This is a genomic window from Paenibacillus sp. FSL W8-0187, assembly GCF_037969755.1.
Classification (GTDB): Bacteria; Bacillota; Bacilli; order Paenibacillales; family Paenibacillaceae; genus Paenibacillus_AQ.
The window spans coordinates 7,179,350-7,199,930 of sequence record NZ_CP150206.1 but is presented as its reverse complement, the minus strand read 5'-3'; the positions used below and the strand labels follow the sequence as shown (position 1 = coordinate 7,199,930).

Genomic DNA, 20,581 nt, shown 5'->3' with positions numbered 1-20,581 from the left:
GGGTTTTGGGAGAGAACGAATGGAATAAATAAGAGAGGGCACCCAATCCGGGTGCCCTCTATGTTTACTTAGCTAACAACATGAATGAATTACAGCGGCAAATCTCGTTTTCGAAATAACACGACGGCCAGACCAAATGCAATCAGACCGATGGCGGCCAGCACTAGGGAGGTTGTCATGAATTCCCCAGTCCCCTTAACAATTTCACCGGGCCGATAGAGAGAGAAGAGGGTAAGGTTGCGCAGCCATTCGATTTTCTCGCTGAATTTACTGATCAAATCCAGACTGAAGAACCCAAACGTAATCAACCCGGAAATGCTTCGTGCCTTCTTCTCATCATTACACAGCGAGGACACGAGAAAACAGACGCTGGAGATGGCAAAAAAGAGCAGGAAAGCCGCTACGTTCATCTGGATGAATCGGGCGGTATCGAATTCGTAGGAATCCCCCAGCAGCCAAGCGCTTCCGGCGAAGCCGGCCAACGTCGTAACAGCTAAGATAAGGAAGAGCCCGCTTGTCGTAACCATCACTTGCGTGAGCGCCACTTTCCCTCTTGTTGTCGGGGCGGATAGCAGATAGGCCATCGAGCCCTGATCGACCAATTTGGCCATAAGCTGGGTCGTCAGCTGCACGCAGACGATAGCCAGGATGAGAACCAGAATTAATCCGTAATATTCCCCGGAGATGAAAGCTTCTGCTGTACCGAAACCATTAAGCCCGAAGGCTTTTCCGACGCCCTCCGGCATCGATGCAACTAAATCATCAATGGCTTTTGTGTTCTTGGCGATGCTGGGATATAACCAGAACATCAGGAGGATATAGAAAGCGGAACCGAACGCGTAGTTCATCAAGCTTTTCATATTTACTTTCATCATCTGTTTGTATAAGGTGACATTCATTTCGATATCCCCTTCCGATCATAATAATTCATGAAGATATCCTCGAGGTTCTGGGTGAAGACATCGATACTCCGCACGGGGTATTTCCCCGTCTCTTGGATAAACTGATCGTAATTGCCCTGGACGGCTACTCTCACCCGATTGCCTTCATAAGATTCGATAAGCAGCCCCGAGCTCCGGAAGGCCTCGGCATCGCTTGGATGCACGAAGTTAACCTCGAACAGCTTCCGCTGCATGGATTGCAGTTCGTGGATGTCCTTGACGGCAATGATGATCCCGTCCTTGATAATGGCGGCTCGGTCACAGGTTCTCTCGATTTCCTGAAAGCTGTGGGATGACATCAAGAATGTCGTACCGCGGGCTTTCTCCTCCAGAACGATCTCAATAAACACCTTCTGCATCAGTGGATCGAGTCCCGAAGTGGGCTCATCCAGAATAATGACTTTGGGATCATGCATGAAGGCAGCGACGATCCCAACCTTTTGTTTCATTCCTTTGGACATTTTACGAATCGGGGTCTGAACATCGAATTGTAGACGATCGATTAATCGATCCCGCTTGGACAAGTCATGAATTCCCTGCATGTCGGCCATGAAATCCAGAAAGGCCTTTCCGGTCATCCCTTCGATAAAGGAAATTTCTCCTGGCAGATACCCTACATCCGATTGAAACTTCCCTTGTTCCCTCCAGGTATCCAGCCCATTTACCTTTACGTGTCCCTGATCCGGCTTCATAAAACCCATGATGTGCCGGATCGTCGTTGATTTTCCGGCGCCATTCGGCCCTAAAAAACCAAAAACCTCACCCGGATCCACCGAAAAAGATACATCGAAGATGCCCCTCCCGTTGGAAAATGTCTTCGTCAAATGTTGAACGGTTAACATACCGCCACCTCCGGAAAATTGAAGAAATGAAATATTATAGATCGGATATTTCATATGTTATAATATACCTGGCTTGTGGTATCGTCAATGATTTTATGAAATTAATTTATGTTTAAATTTCACTAATTACATAACTAATCTTAGGAGTAAGGATGAAGGGATATGAACGGTTTTGAGAAAAGAGCGAATCTGATCAAAGAGAAGATTATGAGAACCACCTTGGAACTGGTGCGAACCTCGGAGCTGAAGCGGATTCGAATTGCCGATATATCCAAGGCAGCCAAGGTATCGCAGGTGACGATTTATAATTACTTTGGCAGCAAGGAGGAGCTGCTGCGTGAGGTTTTTCGCAACTATTTTGATAAGGCGATCCGGGATTTCGAGGAATATATGAGCGAAGGTCATTCCTTGAAGGAGAAGATCGAACACATTATTTTTCTGGAGAAGGAGTCCTACAATGATTTCCCGCCCGGTTTGATCAAAGAGTTGTTAATCGATGACGAAGAATTGGCCCGTTATATGGACGAACAGTACAGGAACAAAGCTATTCCGCTTACGATTCAGATTATTGAGGAGGGTAAGGACAGCGGCGAAATTTCACCGGAGGTATCGACGGAACACGTCCTGGCTTTTATCCAGCTATTCATGAATCAATATGAATCGATTCTGGCTATGGCCCAGCAAAGTGATGATATGGACGGCTTCCTGGAGGGAATCGTTCATATGTTCTTCTACGGTGTCTGCGGAAAGGCTTAATCCTCAGTAACAAAAGTATTGGTATTGGCCAGCATAGGTTTCTAATATAGGGTATAGTTAGTATAAAACGAATGGAGAATACGAAACGATGTCTTCTTTGCCAAATTGCCCGAAATGTAATTCTGAATATACATATGAGGATGGGAACCTCCTGGTTTGCCCGGAATGCGCTCATGAATGGACCCTGGAGTCCGAAGCGGAGCATGATGAAGATACAAAGATCATTAAAGACGCGAACGGCAATGTTTTGGCCGACGGCGATTCCGTAACGGTAATCAAAGATCTTAAAGTAAAAGGCAGCTCCTCTGTATTGAAAATAGGCACGAAAGTGAAAAATATACGCTTGGTCGATGGCGATCATGATATCGATTGCAAAATCGACGGATTCGGCGCAATGAAATTGAAATCGGAATTTGTTAAAAAGATATAAGATGTGTTATCCCATTTCATCGTGGATACACGGTAACAAAACCCTCCATTAGTGGAGGGTTTCTCTCATTTAACCATGGCACGCCGTATAGCATCTGGTGCGCAACATGCACAAATTGCATTTGTCGGGCTGTTGATCGGACAGCGTCTATTCAACGTCATTAACCAGCGCGTATTCCAGATATTCACCTATATCATTTTGATCTTTACGGGCGTGTATATGCTCATCGAGAGCCTGTAAAGACGCTAGAGGTCCCAGCGACGAGGATTACTTCCCAGTTGATTCTAACATCGTCTCCGCGAGCAGAGGAAACAGATTATCAAAAGCATGTGTATTCCCATCAAACACATACCCTCCCGGATAAGCAGGATCTTGGCCTCGGAATTGGATCATTCGATCATGCAGCTGCCGGGCCCAAGGGAGGTCATTCGTTTTTAGCGCCAGGATAATAGCCAGGCCGTAGACACCAGGCGACTCATATGTCGCGTCGGACTTTCGTGTCTTCCGGTTGTAGCGGCCCACCAGCTGCTGATTCTGCTGGAATTCTCCCTTGAGGAATTGTATGAGCTCCTTCGGCCGCTGATCCATCTCCGCCAGATGAATGCCAACGATCAGCTGGTCAATCAGATTGACCGATGCATCGTACTTATATTGACCGGAACTGATCTGATATGTTTTGGGATAGAAGACGCCGTCTGAAGGCATTTGGGAGAGCAGATCCTGATACTGTTCATACTCCTGGCGGGACAGGATTCCGTTATTCTGCATTTCGCGCAGTGCCGAAATGTCCGCGTAGACCAGGCTTAACATGGCTGCCGATTCATTACGTTCAAAATCATGATAATCCACGAAATATCCTTGGGTTTGAGCCGAGGCTTGCAATGTGGAGCCGATCTCCTTCGCCAATTGAAGGTATTCTTCGTCGCCCCAGCGCTTGAACGCCTTCAGCAAGGCATCGAGAATTCGAAAATCATCGCCCAGCGCATTGGTCGTTACCTCGGATTCACCGTCCGGCCTGAGCTTCCACCGGATATAGGGCTCCTGCTCCTGATGGAGAAAATAGGTGGTGAGAAGCTGGACGCTATCGTCGAACCGTGATCGATCATCAGATAAAACGGCGTACTGCATCCAAAGCCCAAGTGACTCGGATAACGCCTCTCTTCCGGCAACGTTGTCCGGGTGCTCGGAGGAAGCGGGCTTGAGATAGGTAGCGATGGTACCATTGTCGTTAATCATATGCTCTTCAATGAAAGCTGCTGTCACGTCGGGGTTCTCCTTGCTTTGGATGATAGCGTAGGCTATGAAGACAATGCCGGTTAGAGCAAGAGCGACGATGATAGCAAGAATGGTTTTCTTGCGAGTGGAAATCCAGGTTGTCATAGGTTCACCTCGAACATACTATTCTACGCTTGCGTTCCTAAAGCCTTTAAGAAGTCCCGGAGACGAATAAAGATAGCTTCTCGGATCCATCGTTCATTTATCCATAAAAAAGGCCGCACCCCGATGTCTGAAGTTACAGAACAACGGGGACGGCCTTTTCTTAAACTTCAGAGACTCACCATCTTTATCTCACAGAAAAACTTCCGCTAAATGCGGTCTGTCTACTGAGAAAGCACGTCGATAGACGTCGTCTTTCTTAAAGCCATAGTCTGGCTAGTTCAAACTGACGATAGTGAGCCCCTGATCCTGCAGGTGCTTAATAATCTTCGGCAAGGCGTCCACTACTGCTTGAGATTCATGCAGGAGTATAATGGAGCCGGAAGCTTCGATATGCTGGACATAATCGAGGATTTTATCCTCGTCGCGGGTCAGCCAATCCTCGGGATCCCGGTTCCAGAGCACCATTTTACTACCTTGCTGTTGGCTTAACGCCTCGGTCCGATCGTCAAAGGCACCGTAGGGCGGACGGAAGAGTACCAGCTTCTCGTCTGTAATAGGCTCGATAAGGTCGGCCACGCGGGTCAGCTCTGCCTGTTGCTGTTCATAGGTAAGGCTTGTCAGCTGGCTATGGGTCATGGAATGACTGCCGACGGAGTATCCGTTCGCATGGATGGCTCTGACATAGTCGGGATGTTTTTTCACATTGGTGCCAACAAAGAAGAACGTTCCGCCAACCTCGTGTTTTTTCAACACGTTCATAATATCGATGGAGTGCTTGGATGGCCCATCATCGAATGTAAGGGCTACATAGCCTTTGGGCAGGCCGAACGAGATGAACTCTTCCAGCTCCAGCTGTGGAACGGAGGCAGAGGGTTTGATATCCTTCGGTTTGCTCTCCGCTGAGACTGCCACGGTTTTCCCAATGAGTGCGCTCCGGTTCTCGGCAAACAATTGGATGACGGTCTCTGCTTCCGCCGTGGCCGTTGCTGCAGGGTGTGGCCGAATGTAACCGGGATACGAGTAATTAAATGAACTTAATAATACAACAAAAACCAAGCTCATCATGATTGCGCTTACCAGCTTAAGCGGAAGATGGCGTCGTTTCCTCGCGAAATGATAGGTCTTGATGTTCTGTTCGGCTTGCATCTCCTCGGACTGATCCGTTTCGGATCGATGTGTGGACAAGAAGGGCAGCGTATGCAAGTCATCTACAAGTCGGATCTTCTTTATGGACTCTAATTCATTCCTGAAAGGAACGGAGCAGGCAAATGAAAAGCGCTCACTATGATCACGATATGTACGCGTAATGGAACCTATGTATTGCTGTTTGTTAGCATCCCATGCGGTATGTAAGGATAGTCGGTATTTATGAACCCCGTCGAACTCTGCCACGGTTGCTATATTTGCTATGGTCTCGTTATCGGTTAACCATATTAGCTCCGCAGACTCTATAAGGGATAGCTTGATTCGTAGACCGAATGCTTCGGTATCCCTCTCGATCGCCAGCAGTTCTATGATTTTCCCATAGGATTGTGACATGATGGCCCCCCTTTCTCTAGCTGTTTATGCGGGTATGATTATTCCGGTGGTGTATTGGAAGCCGTGGTTTTCGGTGAGAAGGAGAAGGACATCTTCTCGGTAAAATCATTGATGGTCTGCATCAGCTTGGCTTTATCATCCAGGATATTTTGGTATTGCTCTGCGTACTTCTGATTGGCAATCTCCAGCTCACGAACCTTCTCTTCAAGCGAGTTGATCTTGAGCATGCTCTGATATTGCGTATTGTTAGACTCCTCATAGAGCTTGTTGTACTTGGCGGTTTCGGTTTCCAACTGGTTGGAGAGCTTCTCGTACGCCAGGTTCGATGTTAGCTGGTATTCCTTGTAATCCTCGAGCAGCTGGTCGTAGGTCATCTGTTTATTGGTCAGCACGTTCTCGAGTTCGCGGATTTCCTTGTTCTTCTCCTGAACCAGCTGATCTCTCTTAATCTGCTCATGCTTATACCGGTTAATCGTTTCGTTGGCGGTAAAGAGCTGATCCTCCAGGCCCCTATTCTTATAGGTCAGCAGCTGCCGTTCCTTCAGCATGTTCTCGATCGAAACAATGACATCGAGGCCGATCTTGTCCTGGTTATCCTTGGAGAATAGCTGTTTGTTTCCTTCTGCAGCGGGCAGTTCAGGCTCCGCGGAGTAAGCTGCCACTTCTTCTGCCGTTACGTCAAGATCCTCTTGTTCGGCAATGTTCTTCTCGGGCTGGTTTTGACTTGAGCGGGCACTCTTAAACCACGCCATTCCTTTTTTCTCTGTTTCCCTGGCCAAAATATCAACTCCTATATATTTCAATGATTCTAGTTATGAAATTAGGCTAAAAGACCCCTATTAATAGTAATCGGTAAAATCGTCCCAAAAACTTTGCCCTACACCCCGTGAAAATAAAAAAAAGCCCCCGCGATCGGGCAGGGGCTTTTTAGTGGGCTAATTTTCCGGTTTATGCGGGTTTGCAACTCGCGCATATTCATGAATTGAACGAACATGATGCTTCAACTCATTCATTCTTCTTCAAGGTCAGTTCCGGGGCGATCACGTCGACCCGATTCGTCCAAATCCCGCCGCTGTAGTCCTCTGGCAGTCGTTCCAAATCCGCTACGGAGTCAAAGCCCTCCGACCATCCGCCGTCCCCGGCGACGAGGATGACGCGCGTATTTATGCTGTCCATTCGGTTCAGGAATTTATCCGGCCATCCCCACAAGTAACGGGCGTATTTTTCCGGTATATGAAGCTGGGTGTTGCGGCAAACCGATGGAAGGTAGCCGCTCCAGCCGGCTCCGGCGTAGGATACGAGACAGCTCTTCAGCGTACCCCTTGACATGACGCGCAGGGATGGAAGCTGCGATTTTAATGCCCGGATCGGCTCATCGTCTCCGTAAACGGTCAGCTGGCTGAGACGCTTCACCGGCAGTCCGGACAAGTACTCTGCCAGGAGTTTCCCCTCTTCAGTGTCGGTGCTTTTGATATGGATCAGGAATGAGCCGTCAGGGAATGCCTCTAGTACCTCGGCTAACGACGGAATCAGCCCGACGCCCTTTCCCCGAAAAGGATAAGTCGCTCCCTGATCGGCCGTATAGCCATACCCGATGTCTATGTTTTTTAGCTGCTCCATGGTATAATCCTTGACCGAGCCCTCCACGTTAGTGCGGCATTCCAGGGTCCAATCATGGAACACGGCGAACTGGCCATCCTTGGTTGGTTTGATATCCAGTTCCACGATATCGGCGCCTGCTTCGAATGCGGCTTTCATGGACGGAATGGTGTTCTCAAGGTAAGCATGTTCCGGCACATAGATGCGGGAGGCGGTGCAAGTATCGGCTTGAATGCCTTCCATCGAGAAGGTCTGGCCAAGCCCCCGATGCGCCAGCAGCAGCGGCTCTACGTCACGGTCTTTGGTGAACAGGGTTGTATTATTTACAAACAGAAACACAAACAACAAGAGAACAAACAGTATGATGTTCTTCCATCTTTTTAGTTTTCGCATGATCCAATCCCCCAAAATCGTATACAATATGCAGTAGTAGATTTATATTTATCTCTATTTCTATCTCTATCTAAGTTCTCTATTTATTAATCCTTCTTTCATACATCTTAGTGATTTTGGGCGCATACTCAATAGCTGGACCATAACAATTGCATAATAGCGAACTGATAAACACAATGAGCAGCATAATAAGAACAGGAGGGAGCATGATGGATAAATCCTCCTTTTTGATGGTGGAGCGGGGGAACCCCTATGAGCGTGGAGACGTTATAGCTTTGACCAAACCCATAACGGTGCTTGGCCGCAAGGGCCAGCATTTTGATCCGGATATCGCGTTTGATAACATTTTTGTGTCCCGGCAGCATGCAGCGCTGCTGTATAGAAACGGGAAATTCAGCATTAAGGATTTGAACAGCAAACATGGAACTTTCGTCAATCAGGAACGGCTGGCTCCCCATGATGAAATTTCCCTTCAGCACGGAGATACCATAGTACTCGCTGGAGATCTGATCGTGTTGTCCTTCTCCATCCTCAGCATGGATGAGACGATGGACATTACACCGCTTATCAAACAGCTGGCAGCGGTCGAGGCTTCAGGCGGACTTAGGCTGAATCCTTTCAAGCAGGAGCTGGTATATGGCGAGGATGTGTGTGCTTTTTCGGAAAAAGAGTACAAATGCATGGAGCTGCTAGTCAACCACCAAGGCCAGTTCGTGTCCAAAGATCAGCTCAAGGTATACATTTGGCCCGAGCGGAGCTATGGAACGGATGAAGTGCCCGATGTGAGCTCCGAGGAGCTGAATGCGCTGATCTACCGGGTGCGCAAGAAGACGCGAGGCATTCTGGACATTGAAAGCATCCGGGGAAAAGGTTATATTTTGCAGACACAAGAAGAATAAGAATGAATGAACAAGCACTTCCGGACCCGGGAGGGCTTGTTTTGTTAAGATAGCGAATCGACAATCAGAAAGAAAGGGATGAGTATAGAATAGCGGATGCTGTATACGAGGATACACACCGCGCTTTATTGAAAGCGCTTTACTCCTTCGCTGCGGGCAGGCTTGCTCTACGAAAGAAACCACGTCAGGACTGCATTTTCAAAATTATGACATGATCCATTTAAAAGTTGTCAACAATATTCTTGACGAAACCCGCTTTTCCTTTCATTGAGCCTTTTGCCGGGCTGACTTAACATAGAGGTGTCAGATGAAAGCGACACTACAACATACAGCTTTATTTTCAAATATGACTAGGAGGTCAGTACGATGTCCAACGAGACAAATACAAACGCTTCCAAAGGCATTCGCGTAAGGGTTCAGCAGCTCGGCCGGCTCCTTAGCGGCATGGTGATGCCGAATATCGGCGCGTTTATCGCTTGGGGCCTGATTACGGCTCTGTTCATCCCGACCGGCTGGTTCCCGAATGAGAAGCTGGGAGCGCTGGTTGGCCCGATGATCACTTACCTGCTTCCGCTCTTGATCGGTTATACGGGCGGACAGATGATCCACGGCAAACGGGGTGCGGTTATCGGTGCGGTTGCCACGGTCGGTGTTATCGTCGGAGCAGAGATACCGATGTTCCTCGGTGCCATGATTGTCGGCCCTCTAGCAGCATGGGTATTGAAGCAGTTCGATAAGCTGATTGACGGCAAAATCAAATCGGGCTTCGAAATGCTGGTAAACAACTTCTCGCTCGGCATCATCGGTGGTGCCCTGACATTGGTGGCCTACACCGGAATCGGCCCGCTTGTGCAGGGGATTACCAAAGCGCTGTCAGCAGGTGTTGACGTATTGGTCAATGCCAACCTGCTGCCGCTGGTCAACATTATCATTGAACCGGCGAAGGTCTTGTTCCTCAACAATGCGATCAACCACGGAATATTCAGTCCGATCGCCACAGAGGAATCGGCACGGATCGGCCAATCCGTCCTGTATATGCTGGAATCGAATCCCGGTCCCGGGCTGGGTATACTTCTCGCCTATTGGTTCTTCGGTCGCGGTTCTGCCAAATCCTCCGCACCGGGCGCGGTCGTGATTCATTTCCTGGGCGGTATTCATGAGATCTATTTCCCATATATTCTGATGAAGCCGGTTCTGATCCTGGCTGCTATTGCAGGTGGTGTTGCCGGCACCTTCACCTTCCAGATTCTTGGAGCCGGACTGGTGGGTCCAGCATCACCGGGAAGCATCTTTGCTTTCATCGCCATGGCGCCTAAGGGCGGTCTGATTGCGGTCCTAGCCGGTGTTATTGTTGCAACGGTGGTCTCCTTTGCTGTAGCGGCATTACTGCTCAAAACAGGCAAACAGACTGAAGAAGAGCCGAATCTTGAAGAAGCATCGGCCAAGATGAAGGAAATGAAAACCGGCGGCATGAATGACCAAGTCGCCCCAGCTTCAGCGGCTGTAGCTAATCTAGACAAAGAGAATGTGAACAAAATCGTGTTTGCTTGCGATGCCGGTATGGGCTCCAGCGCAATGGGCGCCTCGGTATTAAGAAAGAAACTGCAGCAAGCGGGCGTCGACATTACGGTTGTGAACTCGGCGGTAAGTGAAATACCGGATGACGCGGATATCGTCATTACCCAGAAGACACTCACCGAGCGGGCCATCGCGAAGAATCCGAATGCGGAGCATATCTCCATTGACAACTTCTTGAAGAGTCCGAGATATGATGAGCTGGTGGAACGACTCAAAGACTAACATAAGCCTAAAACCATATGACACGCTGGCGTAGTAACGCCGGCGTTGTCTTTCATTTCATGAAGAAGGGGGCCATGCGTCTGGGACACATCACTGCCCGCCAGCGACAAATCCTTCTGCTCCTGATGAGCAGGAACGAGGGCATGACGGCTGCAGAAATAGCCGCTGAGGTCGGGGTCAGCGTCAGGACGGTTCACCGGGAAATGGAGGAGATTGAGAAGGAATTGCAGGGTACGGGCGTTCTGCTTCATAAAAAGTCAGGAACGGGTATCCGGCTGGAAGAGGAGACGCCTGGGGAGATGGCTCAGCTGCGGAAGCGCCTGCTTTCAGGAAAGCCGGCTGATTACTCCGTGGAAGAGCGCAAAATCCTCATGCTATGCGCCCTGCTTGAGGAGAATGAGCCCATCAAACTGTTTGCTTTGGCCCATAGTTTAAAGGTAACCGTACCGACCATCAGTAATGACCTGGATGAGCTGGAGCCATTAATGAAGCGGTTTAACCTTAACCTAATTCGCCGCAGAGGCTATGGTATCGAGATTGAAGGCTCGGAAGTCGTAAGGCGATCGGCGATTTGTCGGCTTGTCGAGGAATATTTGGATTATTCGGATCTTGTCGGGGATGGATATCGTGATCAAAGCGAGCCGGTGACCGCCCGTTTGCTGTCCATGATTGATAAACCGGTGCTGCTGGATGTAGAGAAATGTTTATGGGATATGAACTGGGATTGGACGGAGAGTCTTAACGAAGGTGCATATACTTCGATGGTCATAGCGTTATCGGTTTCCGTAAACAGGATCAAGCAGGGGCGGAGCATAGAGACAGCGGATATGACGGGATATGGTAAATCCTTAGCGTCAGTGGAGGAGGCAAAGGATTTCGCAAGTCGCCTAGGCCAAACCTTGAAGATTGATTTTAATGATCCTGAAATGAAATATATAGCTCAATTATTCGAATCAGCGAAGGACATGTCCGAGGTCAGCCAACTGGCTCACACGGATGTGGAGATGGTGGAGATCGCCCAGCGTTTGATCGAACGGGTTCAGGGGCGCACCGGCATTCCGTTCCAGGAAGACCGCACGCTGCGGGCAGGTCTGGTGGAGCACATCGGGGCTGCCATGAAACGGATTCGGGAAGGGACCCGGATCCGGAATCCCTTGCTGAGCCCGATTCGGAAGGATTATGAGGAGCTGTTCGGAATCGTCCGTCGTTCGGTCGATGAAATGAAGCTGGACATAACCGTCCCGGATGAAGAAATCGGGTTTCTGGTTATGCATTTCGGTGCATCCAGCGAACGGTTGAACCAGCTGGGACATCATCTGAAAGCCATTCTGGTATGTTCCAGCGGCCTTAGCTCCTCGAGGCTTCTCGGGACACGACTGAATAAGGAGATGCCGCAGATTGAGGTGCTCGGCAACGTCTCGTGGTATGAAGCGGCCCGGATGCCGAAGGAGCAATATGATCTCATCATATCGACCATTGATCTTCCGCTGTCGAAGGATCGGTATGTGAGATTAAGTCCGCTGCTCACGGCGGATGATAAAGAGGCATTGCTGCAATTCATCCAGAGCACATCCTTGAAACCGGCCGCAGGCATGGCTGCCGATAAGCGATTCGAGGAAGAACGTAAGGTCGCATCATTCGAGCGTCTGCGCATGCAGGCTGCCCTGATGAATGAGATTGTATCGCTTCTGGATGGCTTTCATGTGTACTACCTGGATAATCGGCAGGATGATTTGCAGGGCACATTGAACGAAGCCTTGGCTAAGGTGGTTGAGCGCGGGGCTGCTCGTGATGCGGAGAAGGTGAAGGAGCGTTTGCTTGAGCGGGAACGGATGGGCACCCAGCTCATTCCGGATACGACGCTGGCCTTATTCCATACGCGCAGCCGCTATATTACCTGGCCGTCTCTAACCTTGTTTCGGCTGGCGCATGCAGCGCCGCTGGAGGACGGGGCGGAGGCGGGTGTCATACTGCTGATGCTGGCGCCGAAGCAGCTTCCGAAGGAGAGCTTGGAGGTGCTCAGTGAAATCAGCGCCATGCTGCTTCACTCCGAGCTGATTGAGCTGATGGAGCGGGGCAGCGAGGAAGAAATCCGCTCCTATTTGGCGGAAGAGCTTCAGCATTTTTTCAATCACAGACCATAGAAAGAGGGAGACCAACATGAGTAACATACTGTCCAAAGATAAAGTCGTACTGAACGCAAAGGCTGATAGCAAGAGCGAAGCCATCCGCATGGCGGGGAATCTGCTTGTGCAGGCAGGCCATGTATCCGAGGATTACGTGGATAAAATGCTGGAACGCGAAGAGATTGCGTCCACTTATATGGGCGGAGGACTCGCGATTCCCCACGGCACCAAAGAGGCTAAAGGCATGGTGATTTCCACGGGATTGTCCATCGTCCGCTTCCCGGAAGGCGTAGATTTCGGAGGAGATGAGCCAGCGTTTATAGTCATTGGTATCGCGGCTGCCGGTGGTGACCACATGGAGATTCTGACGAATGTGGCCATGATCTTTACGGATGACGAGAGCATTGAGAAGGTAATGAACGCTTCCAGCGAACAGGAGATTCTGGCGATCTTCGAAGGAGGAATGGGGGCATGAAAGCAGTCCACTTCGGAGCAGGCAACATCGGGCGCGGATTTATAGGTCTCTTGCTGTCACAAGCCGGTTATGAGGTTTGCTTTATCGACGTGAACGAAGAGTTAGTATCGGAGCTGAAAGCACGCGGGGAGTATCCCGTAACCTTGGCCAGCGAAGGACAGGAGACCACGATCGTTAAAGGCATCACGGCACTCAACAGCGCCTCGGAGCCTGAAGCTGCCGCACGTGCAGTAGCGGAAGCGGATCTCGTGACAACAGCGGTAGGCGTGAACATTCTGAAGTTCATCGCCGGCACCATTGCCGAGGGGCTGAAGCTTCGGCTGCAAGCGGAGTCTGCTGCACCGCTTCATATTATTGCATGCGAGAATGCCATCGGTGGCAGCACGCAGCTGAAAGAGCATGTCTACGGGAAGCTTGATGACGAGACGAAGCAGAAGGCCGACCAGCGGGTTGCTTTCCCGGATGCGGCCGTAGACCGGATTGTGCCGCTGCAGCAGCATGAGGACCGTCTGAAGGTTGTGGTGGAGCCGTTCTATGAGTGGGCGGTGGACCGCTCGCAGATGTTTAAGGACTATGTCCCTGTGGAAGGCATTCACTATGTGGATCGCCTGGAGCCGTATATTGAACGCAAGTTGTTCACGGTGAACACCGGACACTGCTCGGCAGCATATGTAGGCTTTCTGAAAGGCTACGAGACCATCCAGGACGCCATGAAGGATGAAGAGGTAGCGAGTCATGTCCGCGCTGTGCTAGAGGAGACGGGAGCTGCGCTTGTGCATAAACATTGCTTCAATCCTACCGAGCATGGAGCCTATATCGATACCATCCTGGAGCGGTTCCGCAATCCGGCGCTGACCGATGAGGTGTCCCGCGTAGGCCGCTCGCCGATTCGGAAGCTGTCCCCGGGCGACCGCCTGGTGTCGCCAGCCATGCTGGCATTCGAAAGCGGGCTTGCGTATAAGAGCTTGGCGAAATCCATGGCAGCGGCACTGTTGTTCGATGTTCCGGAAGATCCGGAAAGTGTGGAGCTCCAAGCATCGGTCCGGGATATCGGTGCAAGCGACACGGCATCCCAATATACCGGCATTGCCGGTGAGCATCCGATCATGGGTGAGCTGATGGAGCAGTATGAAGCATTGAAGGCTGATGTCGAAGCGAGTTCGTAAGGTATTGGAAGTGAACCCAATAGCAGGCGGATGTACGTCCCGATAGGCCATGGCATCCCATCATCTTATATAGCCCCTGGTTCTCTTTGCGGAGAAATCAGGGGCTATATGCATAAGCAGGAGATAGGACTCTTTTATTCCGTGTTCTTCAGAATATGGTTCGCTTCCTCTAGGGTGGTTGCCGGAGCAGCGATGTAGATTTTCTTTTCGGCTTGATTTATCTCGGGGTATATAACGATCCTGATTTGTTCAAAATAATCGTTCATGTATAGCTGTCCAAGTGGTTCAATCTGGGTAGCGGCAACGCCGTCATTGTCATTAAATACCAAATATTCCATCCATCGATTTTCAGAAAGTTTTCGCTTATTTTCGAAATAAAGAGTACACTAGAAGTAAGAAATTAAAAAGTGGATGTGATGAACATGGCAGAAGAACTGATCTTGACCCAGGAGGGCTATGATAAACTCCAGGAAGAACTTGATGACCTCAAGTATGTAAAACGCAAAGAGTTAGCGGAACGGATCAAGCTCGCGATCAGCTATGGTGACTTGAAGGAGAACAGCGAGTACCACTCGGCCAAGAACGACCAAGCGTTTATGGAAACGCGCATCATCATCCTGGAAAAAACACTCAACAACGCCCGGATTGTCGACGCCAAGCATGTAAGCTCGAAAACGGTGAATGTTGGTTCGAATGTCGTCCTGAACGACATCGAGTTTGCAGAGAAGCTTGAATATCAGGTCGTAGGACCGGCAGAAGCCGACGTATTGAACAATAAAGTCTCCTACGAAAGTCCGCTTGGCAAAGCACTGATGGGCAAAGCGGTTGGCGATCAAGTCAACGTGGAAGCGCCGATGGGTATCGTCAAGTATGAGCTGCTGGAGATCAAAGCTCTGTAATCGCTGATGGATCAACGAATATATAAATAGAAGGCGTAACCGGAAGCACGATGTCCGGTTACGCCTTTTCTAATGATTCAACCCCGTATGGCAGGCTAGAGTTACATACCTAATGGAGCAGATTAAGCATTAGCCGTTACGGCCTTGCGCTCATACATATAGCAGGCTGCGCCCAGAATGAAGGCAAGTCCCACCAGTCCAGCGCCCACCCAAGGCAGGGCTGTTAAGCTTAGATGCGTAATGACCAACCCTCCGATAAAGGCCCCCGCTGCATTTCCGAGATTGCCCGCAGAATGGGTTGCCGTGGAGGCTAGCGCTGGAGCGGACTGGGCCAGACTCATCACGCGTACCTGCATACCCGGCATAACGGCGAAAGAGGCAGCTCCCCACAGCACGATGGTCAGCACGGCTGTGACCGGGTTATGGATGGTCACGGTGAGGATGGTAAGAATGACGGCCGTCGCAAAGTAAACGCCCAGAATGGAGGGAAGCAGCTTCCAGTCGGCCAGCCTTCCGCCCACGATATTACCGGCGGTTACGCCGATACCGAACAGGATCAGAATCCAGGTGACGCTTGGTTCGGCAAAGCCGGTGATCTCAATCAGCAGCGGCGCAATATAAGTGAAGACGGCGAACAGGCCAGCGTTGCCAAGCGCCCCGATCAGCAGGAAGAGAAGGAGTTGTGGTCTAATGAGTGCTGTGATTTGCTGAACGATGCTTGAAGCTTGTTCCTGCCGTAGCTTCGGAATGAAGATCAGGATGCCGATCAATGCCAACACCCCCATAACGGCAATCGCGGCGAATGAAGCACGCCAGCCCATCGTCTGGCCGATGAAGGTGCCAATCGGAACCCCGATGATATTGGCTATCGTTAATCCGGCCATCATGATGGATACCGCCCCAGCACGCTTGTCCGGTCGCACCAGGTTCGAAGCGATGACGGCTCCCACACCGAAGAAAGTACCGTGCGTCAGCGCGGTCAGCATGCGGGCACCCATCAAAACGGCATAGCTCGGAGCGAAGACCGAAATGCCGTTACCCAGAATAAACAGGCCCATGAGCAGCAGAAGCAGCTTTTTTTGTGGAATATGGTGGGTTAGAACGGTTAGAATAGGTGCCCCTACGGCTACCCCGAGGGCGTACATCGTAATCAGCTGCCCGGCCGATGCAATGCTGACATTCAGATCATCCGCGACATTAGGGAGTATTCCCATGATGACGAACTCCGTCATGCCAATAGCAAAAGCACCAACGGTGAGAGACAGTATAGAGATGGGAAATGGCTCTTTGGCGCCTTTTTTCCCAGTGGCGTGTTGCGATATATCCATGGTGTTCAAGTCAACCTTTCTACTGTGTTTGTTAAAGATATAATCCCAATCACCATTATCGGTTTTAAAGAGGGACTGTTACATATTATTTAATGTTGTCGGAGGATAATCAAGAACTTTATTTTTTGGGGAAAATGGATACCCTGAATAGGGAAGCCCCTACTAAGGAAAGCTTGTCCAGTATGCAAGAACTCGAGAGTACCGCAGGGGCACTCTCTTGATGAGCGGGCGGATCATCGAGGCCATTTATCGAGCCTGCTGATCCATACTTTGAATATAAGGGTTTTAGAAACAGGTGAACGACTCGATACTTCTTAAGTCGAGCCCTGAATATACCCACATCCATCCCGTCCAGCGGAAACCAGCAACCGAGGTGCGGCCAACAAAAGTCGGGTAAAACCAGAAGCCGGGTCCACGTGTCGGCCAAATATAGGTATTTCTGAACAAACAGCCCCTAATCGCTCCAGGATCAACTGCGAAGGTACTGGCCATAGGCTGTTGGGGGACAGATGTTGGAGGCGGGGAAGTGGGCCCTTGCATCGGTCCCTGGGGTCCTTGCGGCGGCATAAATGCCATAATGGATTCACTCCTTAATCGGGTTATTAGGTTGGGAAGTACGCGGCAGGCTGCCGAATAACAATGTAAGCCCTTCTTCTAGATGTAAAGCAAGGTGATGACAAGCAATTCGAAGAGGACAAGTGGCAGAATTACATTGTTATAATAACTGGGGCCGAAGCCGCGCTGGTTTCCGTATCCGGGCATGCTCAAGTACAGAATCCCTTTTTCGCAATGCATGATGGTCCCTTCAAAAACATCACCGTCGAGCGTTTCGACGCGAACCAGCTGATTCGCATGCTGCTTACATAGATGGTGAATATGATCGCGAACCGATTTGATGTTGTGCCTCATGTTGGGTTCAGCTTGATACAAGGTTTGTTCCTGGTGTCCGGGATATTGAATGCTCATATTGTAAAAGACCCCCATCGTTATTAGTCATACCTAGTTTCCATCCTATGCGGATGCCTAGAGAGGGGTGCTTTTGAATTTCCCGCATGGGCAAATAAGCAGATTAGTGATACGATTTAGATCAATATATGAGTTGAGGAAGTGAGCGTTAGTCGTGATCAATATAACCATTCCCAAGGTAGACGTCACCATTACCAAGCAGGCAGCTCCGGAATTGAGCCACATTTACGGATTTACAGATTTTCACCTGATTCCAAGAGATCGGGGCGGGATTTTCATGTTCTACAACAGCAAGGAGGAACTCCTGTTTGTTGGCAAAGCAAGAAAGTTAAGACCGCGGATTAAGAAGCATTTTGAAGATAGCGTTTCTCCAATCAAGGAGCATCGGGATGAGGTTACACGAATCGAGGTCTGTATCATTGAAGACGCCGTTCATAGAGAGATCTATGAAACCTATATCATTAATGAATTCAAGGCCAAATATAATGTAGACAAGGTGTTCTTTAAGTAAGGAATACGAAGGATAAAGTGACAAGAAGCAATAGACGTGGCCCGAGTAAAGCCCCGCGTTTATTGCTTTTTTGTGTTGTGATAAAGGAAATCAAAAATTTCGTTTTAATATTCCTTTACAGGAATATTCCTATCGTGGTATATTGTGATTAGGAAGTACGGCACACCATTAAATCAGCAAAAAGAGGTGATGATGGTGACGTGGACAGAGAGAACAGACAATCACCGTAAACGCTACAGCAGCGGGTCTGTACCAGTCATCACAACAATATGGAACTAACCACATTTAACGCTTTAGCCGAACCGAGCCGTTTTCGTATTGTGGATCTCCTGCTGAAAGGGCCTTTAACGGTAGGGGAAATCGCTGAACGTCTTGACATTCGGCAGCCACAAGCGTCTAAGCATCTGAAGGTGCTGCTGGATGCCGGGCTGGTGGAAGTAAGGGCGGAGGCGAACCGTCGGAACTACATGCTGCGGTCGGAACCGTTTGTAGAACTGGACCATTGGCTCCATAATTACCGAAGCATATGGAACGAGCGCTTCGACAACTTGGATAACTACTTAGAGAAACTGCAATCGGAAGGAACAGGTAAGAAACAGGATTAACACCTAATATGAGGAGGAATTGATAATGACAAACCAAATGATTACGCGGGTTGAAGGGCAAGTACTTGTATTGGAACGTGTGTTTAATGCACCTAGGGAGCTGGTATTCAAGGTATTTACGGATGGAGAGCATCTGAAGCAGTGGTGGGGACCTCGCGGATGGGAGGTAACCGTATCCAAGATGGATTTCCGTCCGGGCGGCTCGTGGCATTACTGCATGAAGTGTTTGGATAAGAATCAGGGGGATTTCTTCGGCATGGAATCCTGGGGCAAATCGGTCTACCAAGAAATTGAGGAGCCTGAGAAAATTGTCTACATCGACTATTTCTCGGATGCAGAAGGCAATATTGCGGAGGGAATGCCCGCAACAACGGTCACAATGTCATTCGAAGAGCAGGATGGAAAGACCAAGCTGATCAGCCGGGCAGTGTACGAATCTCCGGAGGCTCTCAAAACCGTGCTGGACATGGGAATGGAAGAAGGCATTACCCAAACCTGGGATCGCCTGGAGGAATACTTGGCAGCAAAGCAATAAGCCAAGCTCAAATACAGGGTTAAAAGGTAAAATGAAATGGCCGGAATCCGCATGGATGCCGGCCATTTTTGAATTCATTATGCATCGAATCCACAGAATCCACGTTATCAGTTAACTTGTAACTTGAAAAATCCGAGCTAAAAGTTCAATATAAAGATAATTGAATGCTAGATAACGATGTTGAATGCTCTTAGGCGGGAAGCAACGATAATCTTTGCCTACGGTTCTGCCCCACGGCAAAGCATAATAGGAGGAAATCATGATGGAGATTGGAGTTAGCTCGTTCGTAGAGACTTGGCCAGATGTGAAGACAGGCGAAGTGATGAGCCATGCGCAGCGGCTGCGTGAGGTTGTTGAGGAAATCGTACTGGCTGATCAGGTGGGATTGGATGTGTATGGGGTAGGCGAGCATCACCGTAAGGATTATGCGGCATCTTCGCCTGCGGTTGTGCTCGCTGCGGCTGCGTCGCAGACGAAGTGGATTCGGCTGACCAGTGCGGTGACGGTGCTGTCCTCCGCTGATCCGGTGCGGGTGTTTCAGGATTTCGCCACCTTGGATGCCATCTCGAACGGCCGTGCCGAGATTATGGCAGGCAGAGGTTCGTTCATCGAATCGTTCCCGTTATTCGGCTATGATCTGAGCCATTATGATGAGCTGTTCGACGAGAAGCTGGAGCTGCTGCTCAAAATCCGCGAGTCGGAAAAAGTAACCTGGCAGGGCGTGCATCGCCCTGCGATTCATAACTTAGGCGTCTACCCACGCCCGGTTCAGAATCCGCTGCCGGTGTGGATTGGCAGCGGAGGCAATTCGGAATCGGTCGTGCGGGCAGGCTTGCTCGGTTTGCCGCTGGTACTGGCGATTATCGGCGGAAGTCCCCTGCAGTTCGCGCCGCTGGTTAAGCTGTATAAAGAAGCCGCTGCGCATGCGGGACATGATGTATCGAAGCTGCCGATCGGCTCGCATTCCCATGGATTTATTGCGGAGGATACGGAGATGGCAGCGGACAAGTTCTTCCCATCCACCCAAGCCAGCATGAATGTATTGGGACGGGAGCGGGGCTGGGGATACTACGACCGCGCAAGATTCGATGCGGCTCGGAGCTTCGAAGGAGCGCTCTATGTGGGGGACCCGGAGACGGTCGCCCAAAAAATCATTCACCTGCGCAAGCATGTGGGCATTACCCGCTTCATGCTGCACGTGCCGGTGGGAACGATGCCTCATGATGAAGTCATGCGAGCCATTGAACTGCTGGGAACCGAAGTCGCCCCTCGGGTGCGCAAGGAAATCGACCGCTGGGAAGCGGCTGGTGAACCTGCGGAGTAAGCTGACAGCATTTTTTATTGAGATGAAATGGAATTAAACGTAACCTTTTTTCGGACCATACCGTTTA

General features: G+C 50.0%; 21 protein-coding genes and 1 pseudogene. 13 read left to right on the top strand and 9 right to left on the bottom strand.

Annotated elements, in window-relative coordinates:
- Nucleotides 1-89: 89 nt before the first annotated feature.
- Together MKY48_RS32640 and MKY48_RS32635 are read right to left on the bottom strand one after the other, a co-directional pair.
- Nucleotides 90-899 carry an ABC transporter permease subunit gene (locus tag MKY48_RS32640; RefSeq protein ID WP_339268907.1) on the bottom strand — a complete coding sequence of 270 codons (810 nt, stop codon included), beginning with the start codon at nt 897-899 and terminating at the stop codon, nt 90-92.
- The gene (locus tag MKY48_RS32635; RefSeq protein ID WP_339268905.1) at nt 896-1,783 is read right to left on the bottom strand and encodes an ABC transporter ATP-binding protein; all 888 of its coding nucleotides are present in this window, start codon (nt 1,781-1,783) and stop codon (nt 896-898) included. Before MKY48_RS32635 ends, MKY48_RS32640 begins: the two co-directional genes overlap by 4 nt.
- 162 nt (nt 1,784-1,945) lie before the next feature.
- Between MKY48_RS32635 and MKY48_RS32630 the strand changes: the two genes are divergently transcribed.
- From MKY48_RS32630 to MKY48_RS32620, 3 genes and pseudogenes are all read left to right on the top strand, one after another.
- A complete protein-coding gene (locus MKY48_RS32630; RefSeq protein ID WP_339268903.1) occupies nt 1,946-2,539 on the top strand; it encodes a TetR/AcrR family transcriptional regulator in 594 nt (197 codons plus the stop codon).
- Nucleotides 2,540-2,627: 88 nt separating this feature from the next.
- The gene (locus MKY48_RS32625) at nt 2,628-2,969 is read left to right on the top strand and encodes a zinc ribbon domain-containing protein YjdM (RefSeq protein ID WP_339292022.1); all 342 of its coding nucleotides are present in this window, start codon (nt 2,628-2,630) and stop codon (nt 2,967-2,969) included.
- Nucleotides 2,970-3,083: 114 nt separating this feature from the next.
- Nucleotides 3,084-3,209: pseudogene (locus MKY48_RS32620) on the top strand (sulfite exporter TauE/SafE family protein); the annotation flags it as partial.
- A 27-nt stretch (nt 3,210-3,236) separates the two neighbouring features.
- Here MKY48_RS32620 and MKY48_RS32615 read toward each other — a convergent pair.
- The 4 genes from MKY48_RS32615 to MKY48_RS32600 all read right to left on the bottom strand — a co-directional run bounded on the left by MKY48_RS32615 (nt 3,237) and on the right by MKY48_RS32600 (nt 7,880).
- Nucleotides 3,237-4,349 carry a glycosyl hydrolase family 8 gene (locus tag MKY48_RS32615; RefSeq protein ID WP_339292021.1) on the bottom strand — a complete coding sequence of 371 codons (1,113 nt, stop codon included), beginning with the start codon at nt 4,347-4,349 and terminating at the stop codon, nt 3,237-3,239.
- A 273-nt stretch (nt 4,350-4,622) separates the two neighbouring features.
- Complete coding sequence (locus tag MKY48_RS32610) at nt 4,623-5,888, bottom strand: polysaccharide deacetylase family protein (protein WP_339292020.1); 1,266 nt, start codon at nt 5,886-5,888, stop codon at nt 4,623-4,625.
- A gap of 38 nt (nt 5,889-5,926) precedes the next feature.
- A complete protein-coding gene (locus MKY48_RS32605) occupies nt 5,927-6,667 on the bottom strand; it encodes a hypothetical protein (RefSeq protein ID WP_339292019.1) in 741 nt (246 codons plus the stop codon).
- Nucleotides 6,668-6,893: 226 nt separating this feature from the next.
- Nucleotides 6,894-7,880 (bottom strand): glycerophosphodiester phosphodiesterase family protein, encoded by a 987-nt coding sequence (locus tag MKY48_RS32600; RefSeq protein WP_339292018.1) that lies wholly within the window; start codon nt 7,878-7,880, stop codon nt 6,894-6,896.
- A 209-nt stretch (nt 7,881-8,089) separates the two neighbouring features.
- Here MKY48_RS32600 and MKY48_RS32595 point away from each other — a divergent pair, with 209 nt between their 5' ends.
- The 5 genes from MKY48_RS32595 to MKY48_RS32575 all read left to right on the top strand — a co-directional run bounded on the left by MKY48_RS32595 (nt 8,090) and on the right by MKY48_RS32575 (nt 14,346).
- Nucleotides 8,090-8,779 (top strand): FHA domain-containing protein, encoded by a 690-nt coding sequence (locus MKY48_RS32595; protein ID WP_076323719.1) that lies wholly within the window; start codon nt 8,090-8,092, stop codon nt 8,777-8,779.
- A 366-nt stretch (nt 8,780-9,145) separates the two neighbouring features.
- Nucleotides 9,146-10,579: a PTS mannitol transporter subunit IICB gene (locus MKY48_RS32590; RefSeq protein ID WP_339292017.1), complete on the top strand. Its 1,434-nt coding sequence runs from the start codon at nt 9,146-9,148 to the stop codon at nt 10,577-10,579.
- A 74-nt stretch (nt 10,580-10,653) separates the two neighbouring features.
- Nucleotides 10,654-12,723 carry a BglG family transcription antiterminator gene (locus MKY48_RS32585; RefSeq protein WP_339293573.1) on the top strand — a complete coding sequence of 690 codons (2,070 nt, stop codon included), beginning with the start codon at nt 10,654-10,656 and terminating at the stop codon, nt 12,721-12,723.
- 16 nt (nt 12,724-12,739) lie between these two features.
- A complete protein-coding gene (locus tag MKY48_RS32580; protein WP_339292016.1) occupies nt 12,740-13,180 on the top strand; it encodes a PTS sugar transporter subunit IIA in 441 nt (146 codons plus the stop codon).
- Nucleotides 13,177-14,346 (top strand): mannitol-1-phosphate 5-dehydrogenase, encoded by a 1,170-nt coding sequence (locus MKY48_RS32575; RefSeq protein ID WP_339292015.1) that lies wholly within the window; start codon nt 13,177-13,179, stop codon nt 14,344-14,346. The genes MKY48_RS32580 and MKY48_RS32575 overlap by 4 nt, the downstream gene beginning before the upstream one ends.
- A 134-nt stretch (nt 14,347-14,480) precedes the next feature.
- On the opposite strand, the gene MKY48_RS32570 is transcribed toward MKY48_RS32575, so the two are convergent.
- A complete protein-coding gene (locus tag MKY48_RS32570; RefSeq protein ID WP_339292014.1) occupies nt 14,481-14,675 on the bottom strand; it encodes a hypothetical protein in 195 nt (64 codons plus the stop codon).
- 93 nt (nt 14,676-14,768) lie between these two features.
- On the opposite strand from MKY48_RS32570, the gene greA reads away from it, so the two are divergent.
- Nucleotides 14,769-15,245 carry a transcription elongation factor GreA gene (greA, locus tag MKY48_RS32565; RefSeq protein ID WP_076323724.1) on the top strand — a complete coding sequence of 159 codons (477 nt, stop codon included), beginning with the start codon at nt 14,769-14,771 and terminating at the stop codon, nt 15,243-15,245.
- A 122-nt stretch (nt 15,246-15,367) separates the two neighbouring features.
- Here the strand turns inward: greA and MKY48_RS32560 are convergent, their stop codons facing one another.
- Both MKY48_RS32560 and MKY48_RS32555 read right to left on the bottom strand, forming a co-directional pair.
- On the bottom strand, nt 15,368-16,573 hold the full coding sequence (locus MKY48_RS32560; RefSeq protein WP_339292013.1) for an MFS transporter: 1,206 nt from the start codon (nt 16,571-16,573) through the stop codon (nt 15,368-15,370).
- A gap of 654 nt (nt 16,574-17,227) precedes the next feature.
- Nucleotides 17,228-17,539, bottom strand: a complete 312-nt coding sequence (locus MKY48_RS32555) for a hypothetical protein (protein ID WP_339292012.1) — start codon at nt 17,537-17,539, stop codon at nt 17,228-17,230.
- 154 nt (nt 17,540-17,693) lie between these two features.
- Between MKY48_RS32555 and MKY48_RS32550 the strand changes: the two genes are divergently transcribed.
- The 4 genes from MKY48_RS32550 to MKY48_RS32535 all read left to right on the top strand — a co-directional run bounded on the left by MKY48_RS32550 (nt 17,694) and on the right by MKY48_RS32535 (nt 20,514).
- The gene (locus MKY48_RS32550; RefSeq protein ID WP_339268879.1) at nt 17,694-18,050 is read left to right on the top strand and encodes a nucleotide excision repair endonuclease; all 357 of its coding nucleotides are present in this window, start codon (nt 17,694-17,696) and stop codon (nt 18,048-18,050) included.
- A gap of 269 nt (nt 18,051-18,319) precedes the next feature.
- Nucleotides 18,320-18,655, top strand: coding sequence for a metalloregulator ArsR/SmtB family transcription factor (locus tag MKY48_RS32545; protein ID WP_339268877.1), 336 nt, complete (start codon nt 18,320-18,322; stop codon nt 18,653-18,655).
- 25 nt (nt 18,656-18,680) lie between these two features.
- Nucleotides 18,681-19,190, top strand: coding sequence for an SRPBCC domain-containing protein (locus MKY48_RS32540; protein ID WP_339292011.1), 510 nt, complete (start codon nt 18,681-18,683; stop codon nt 19,188-19,190).
- A 262-nt stretch (nt 19,191-19,452) separates the two neighbouring features.
- Nucleotides 19,453-20,514 carry an LLM class flavin-dependent oxidoreductase gene (locus MKY48_RS32535; RefSeq protein WP_339273743.1) on the top strand — a complete coding sequence of 354 codons (1,062 nt, stop codon included), beginning with the start codon at nt 19,453-19,455 and terminating at the stop codon, nt 20,512-20,514.
- The last annotated feature ends 67 nt before the right edge of the window (nt 20,515-20,581 follow it).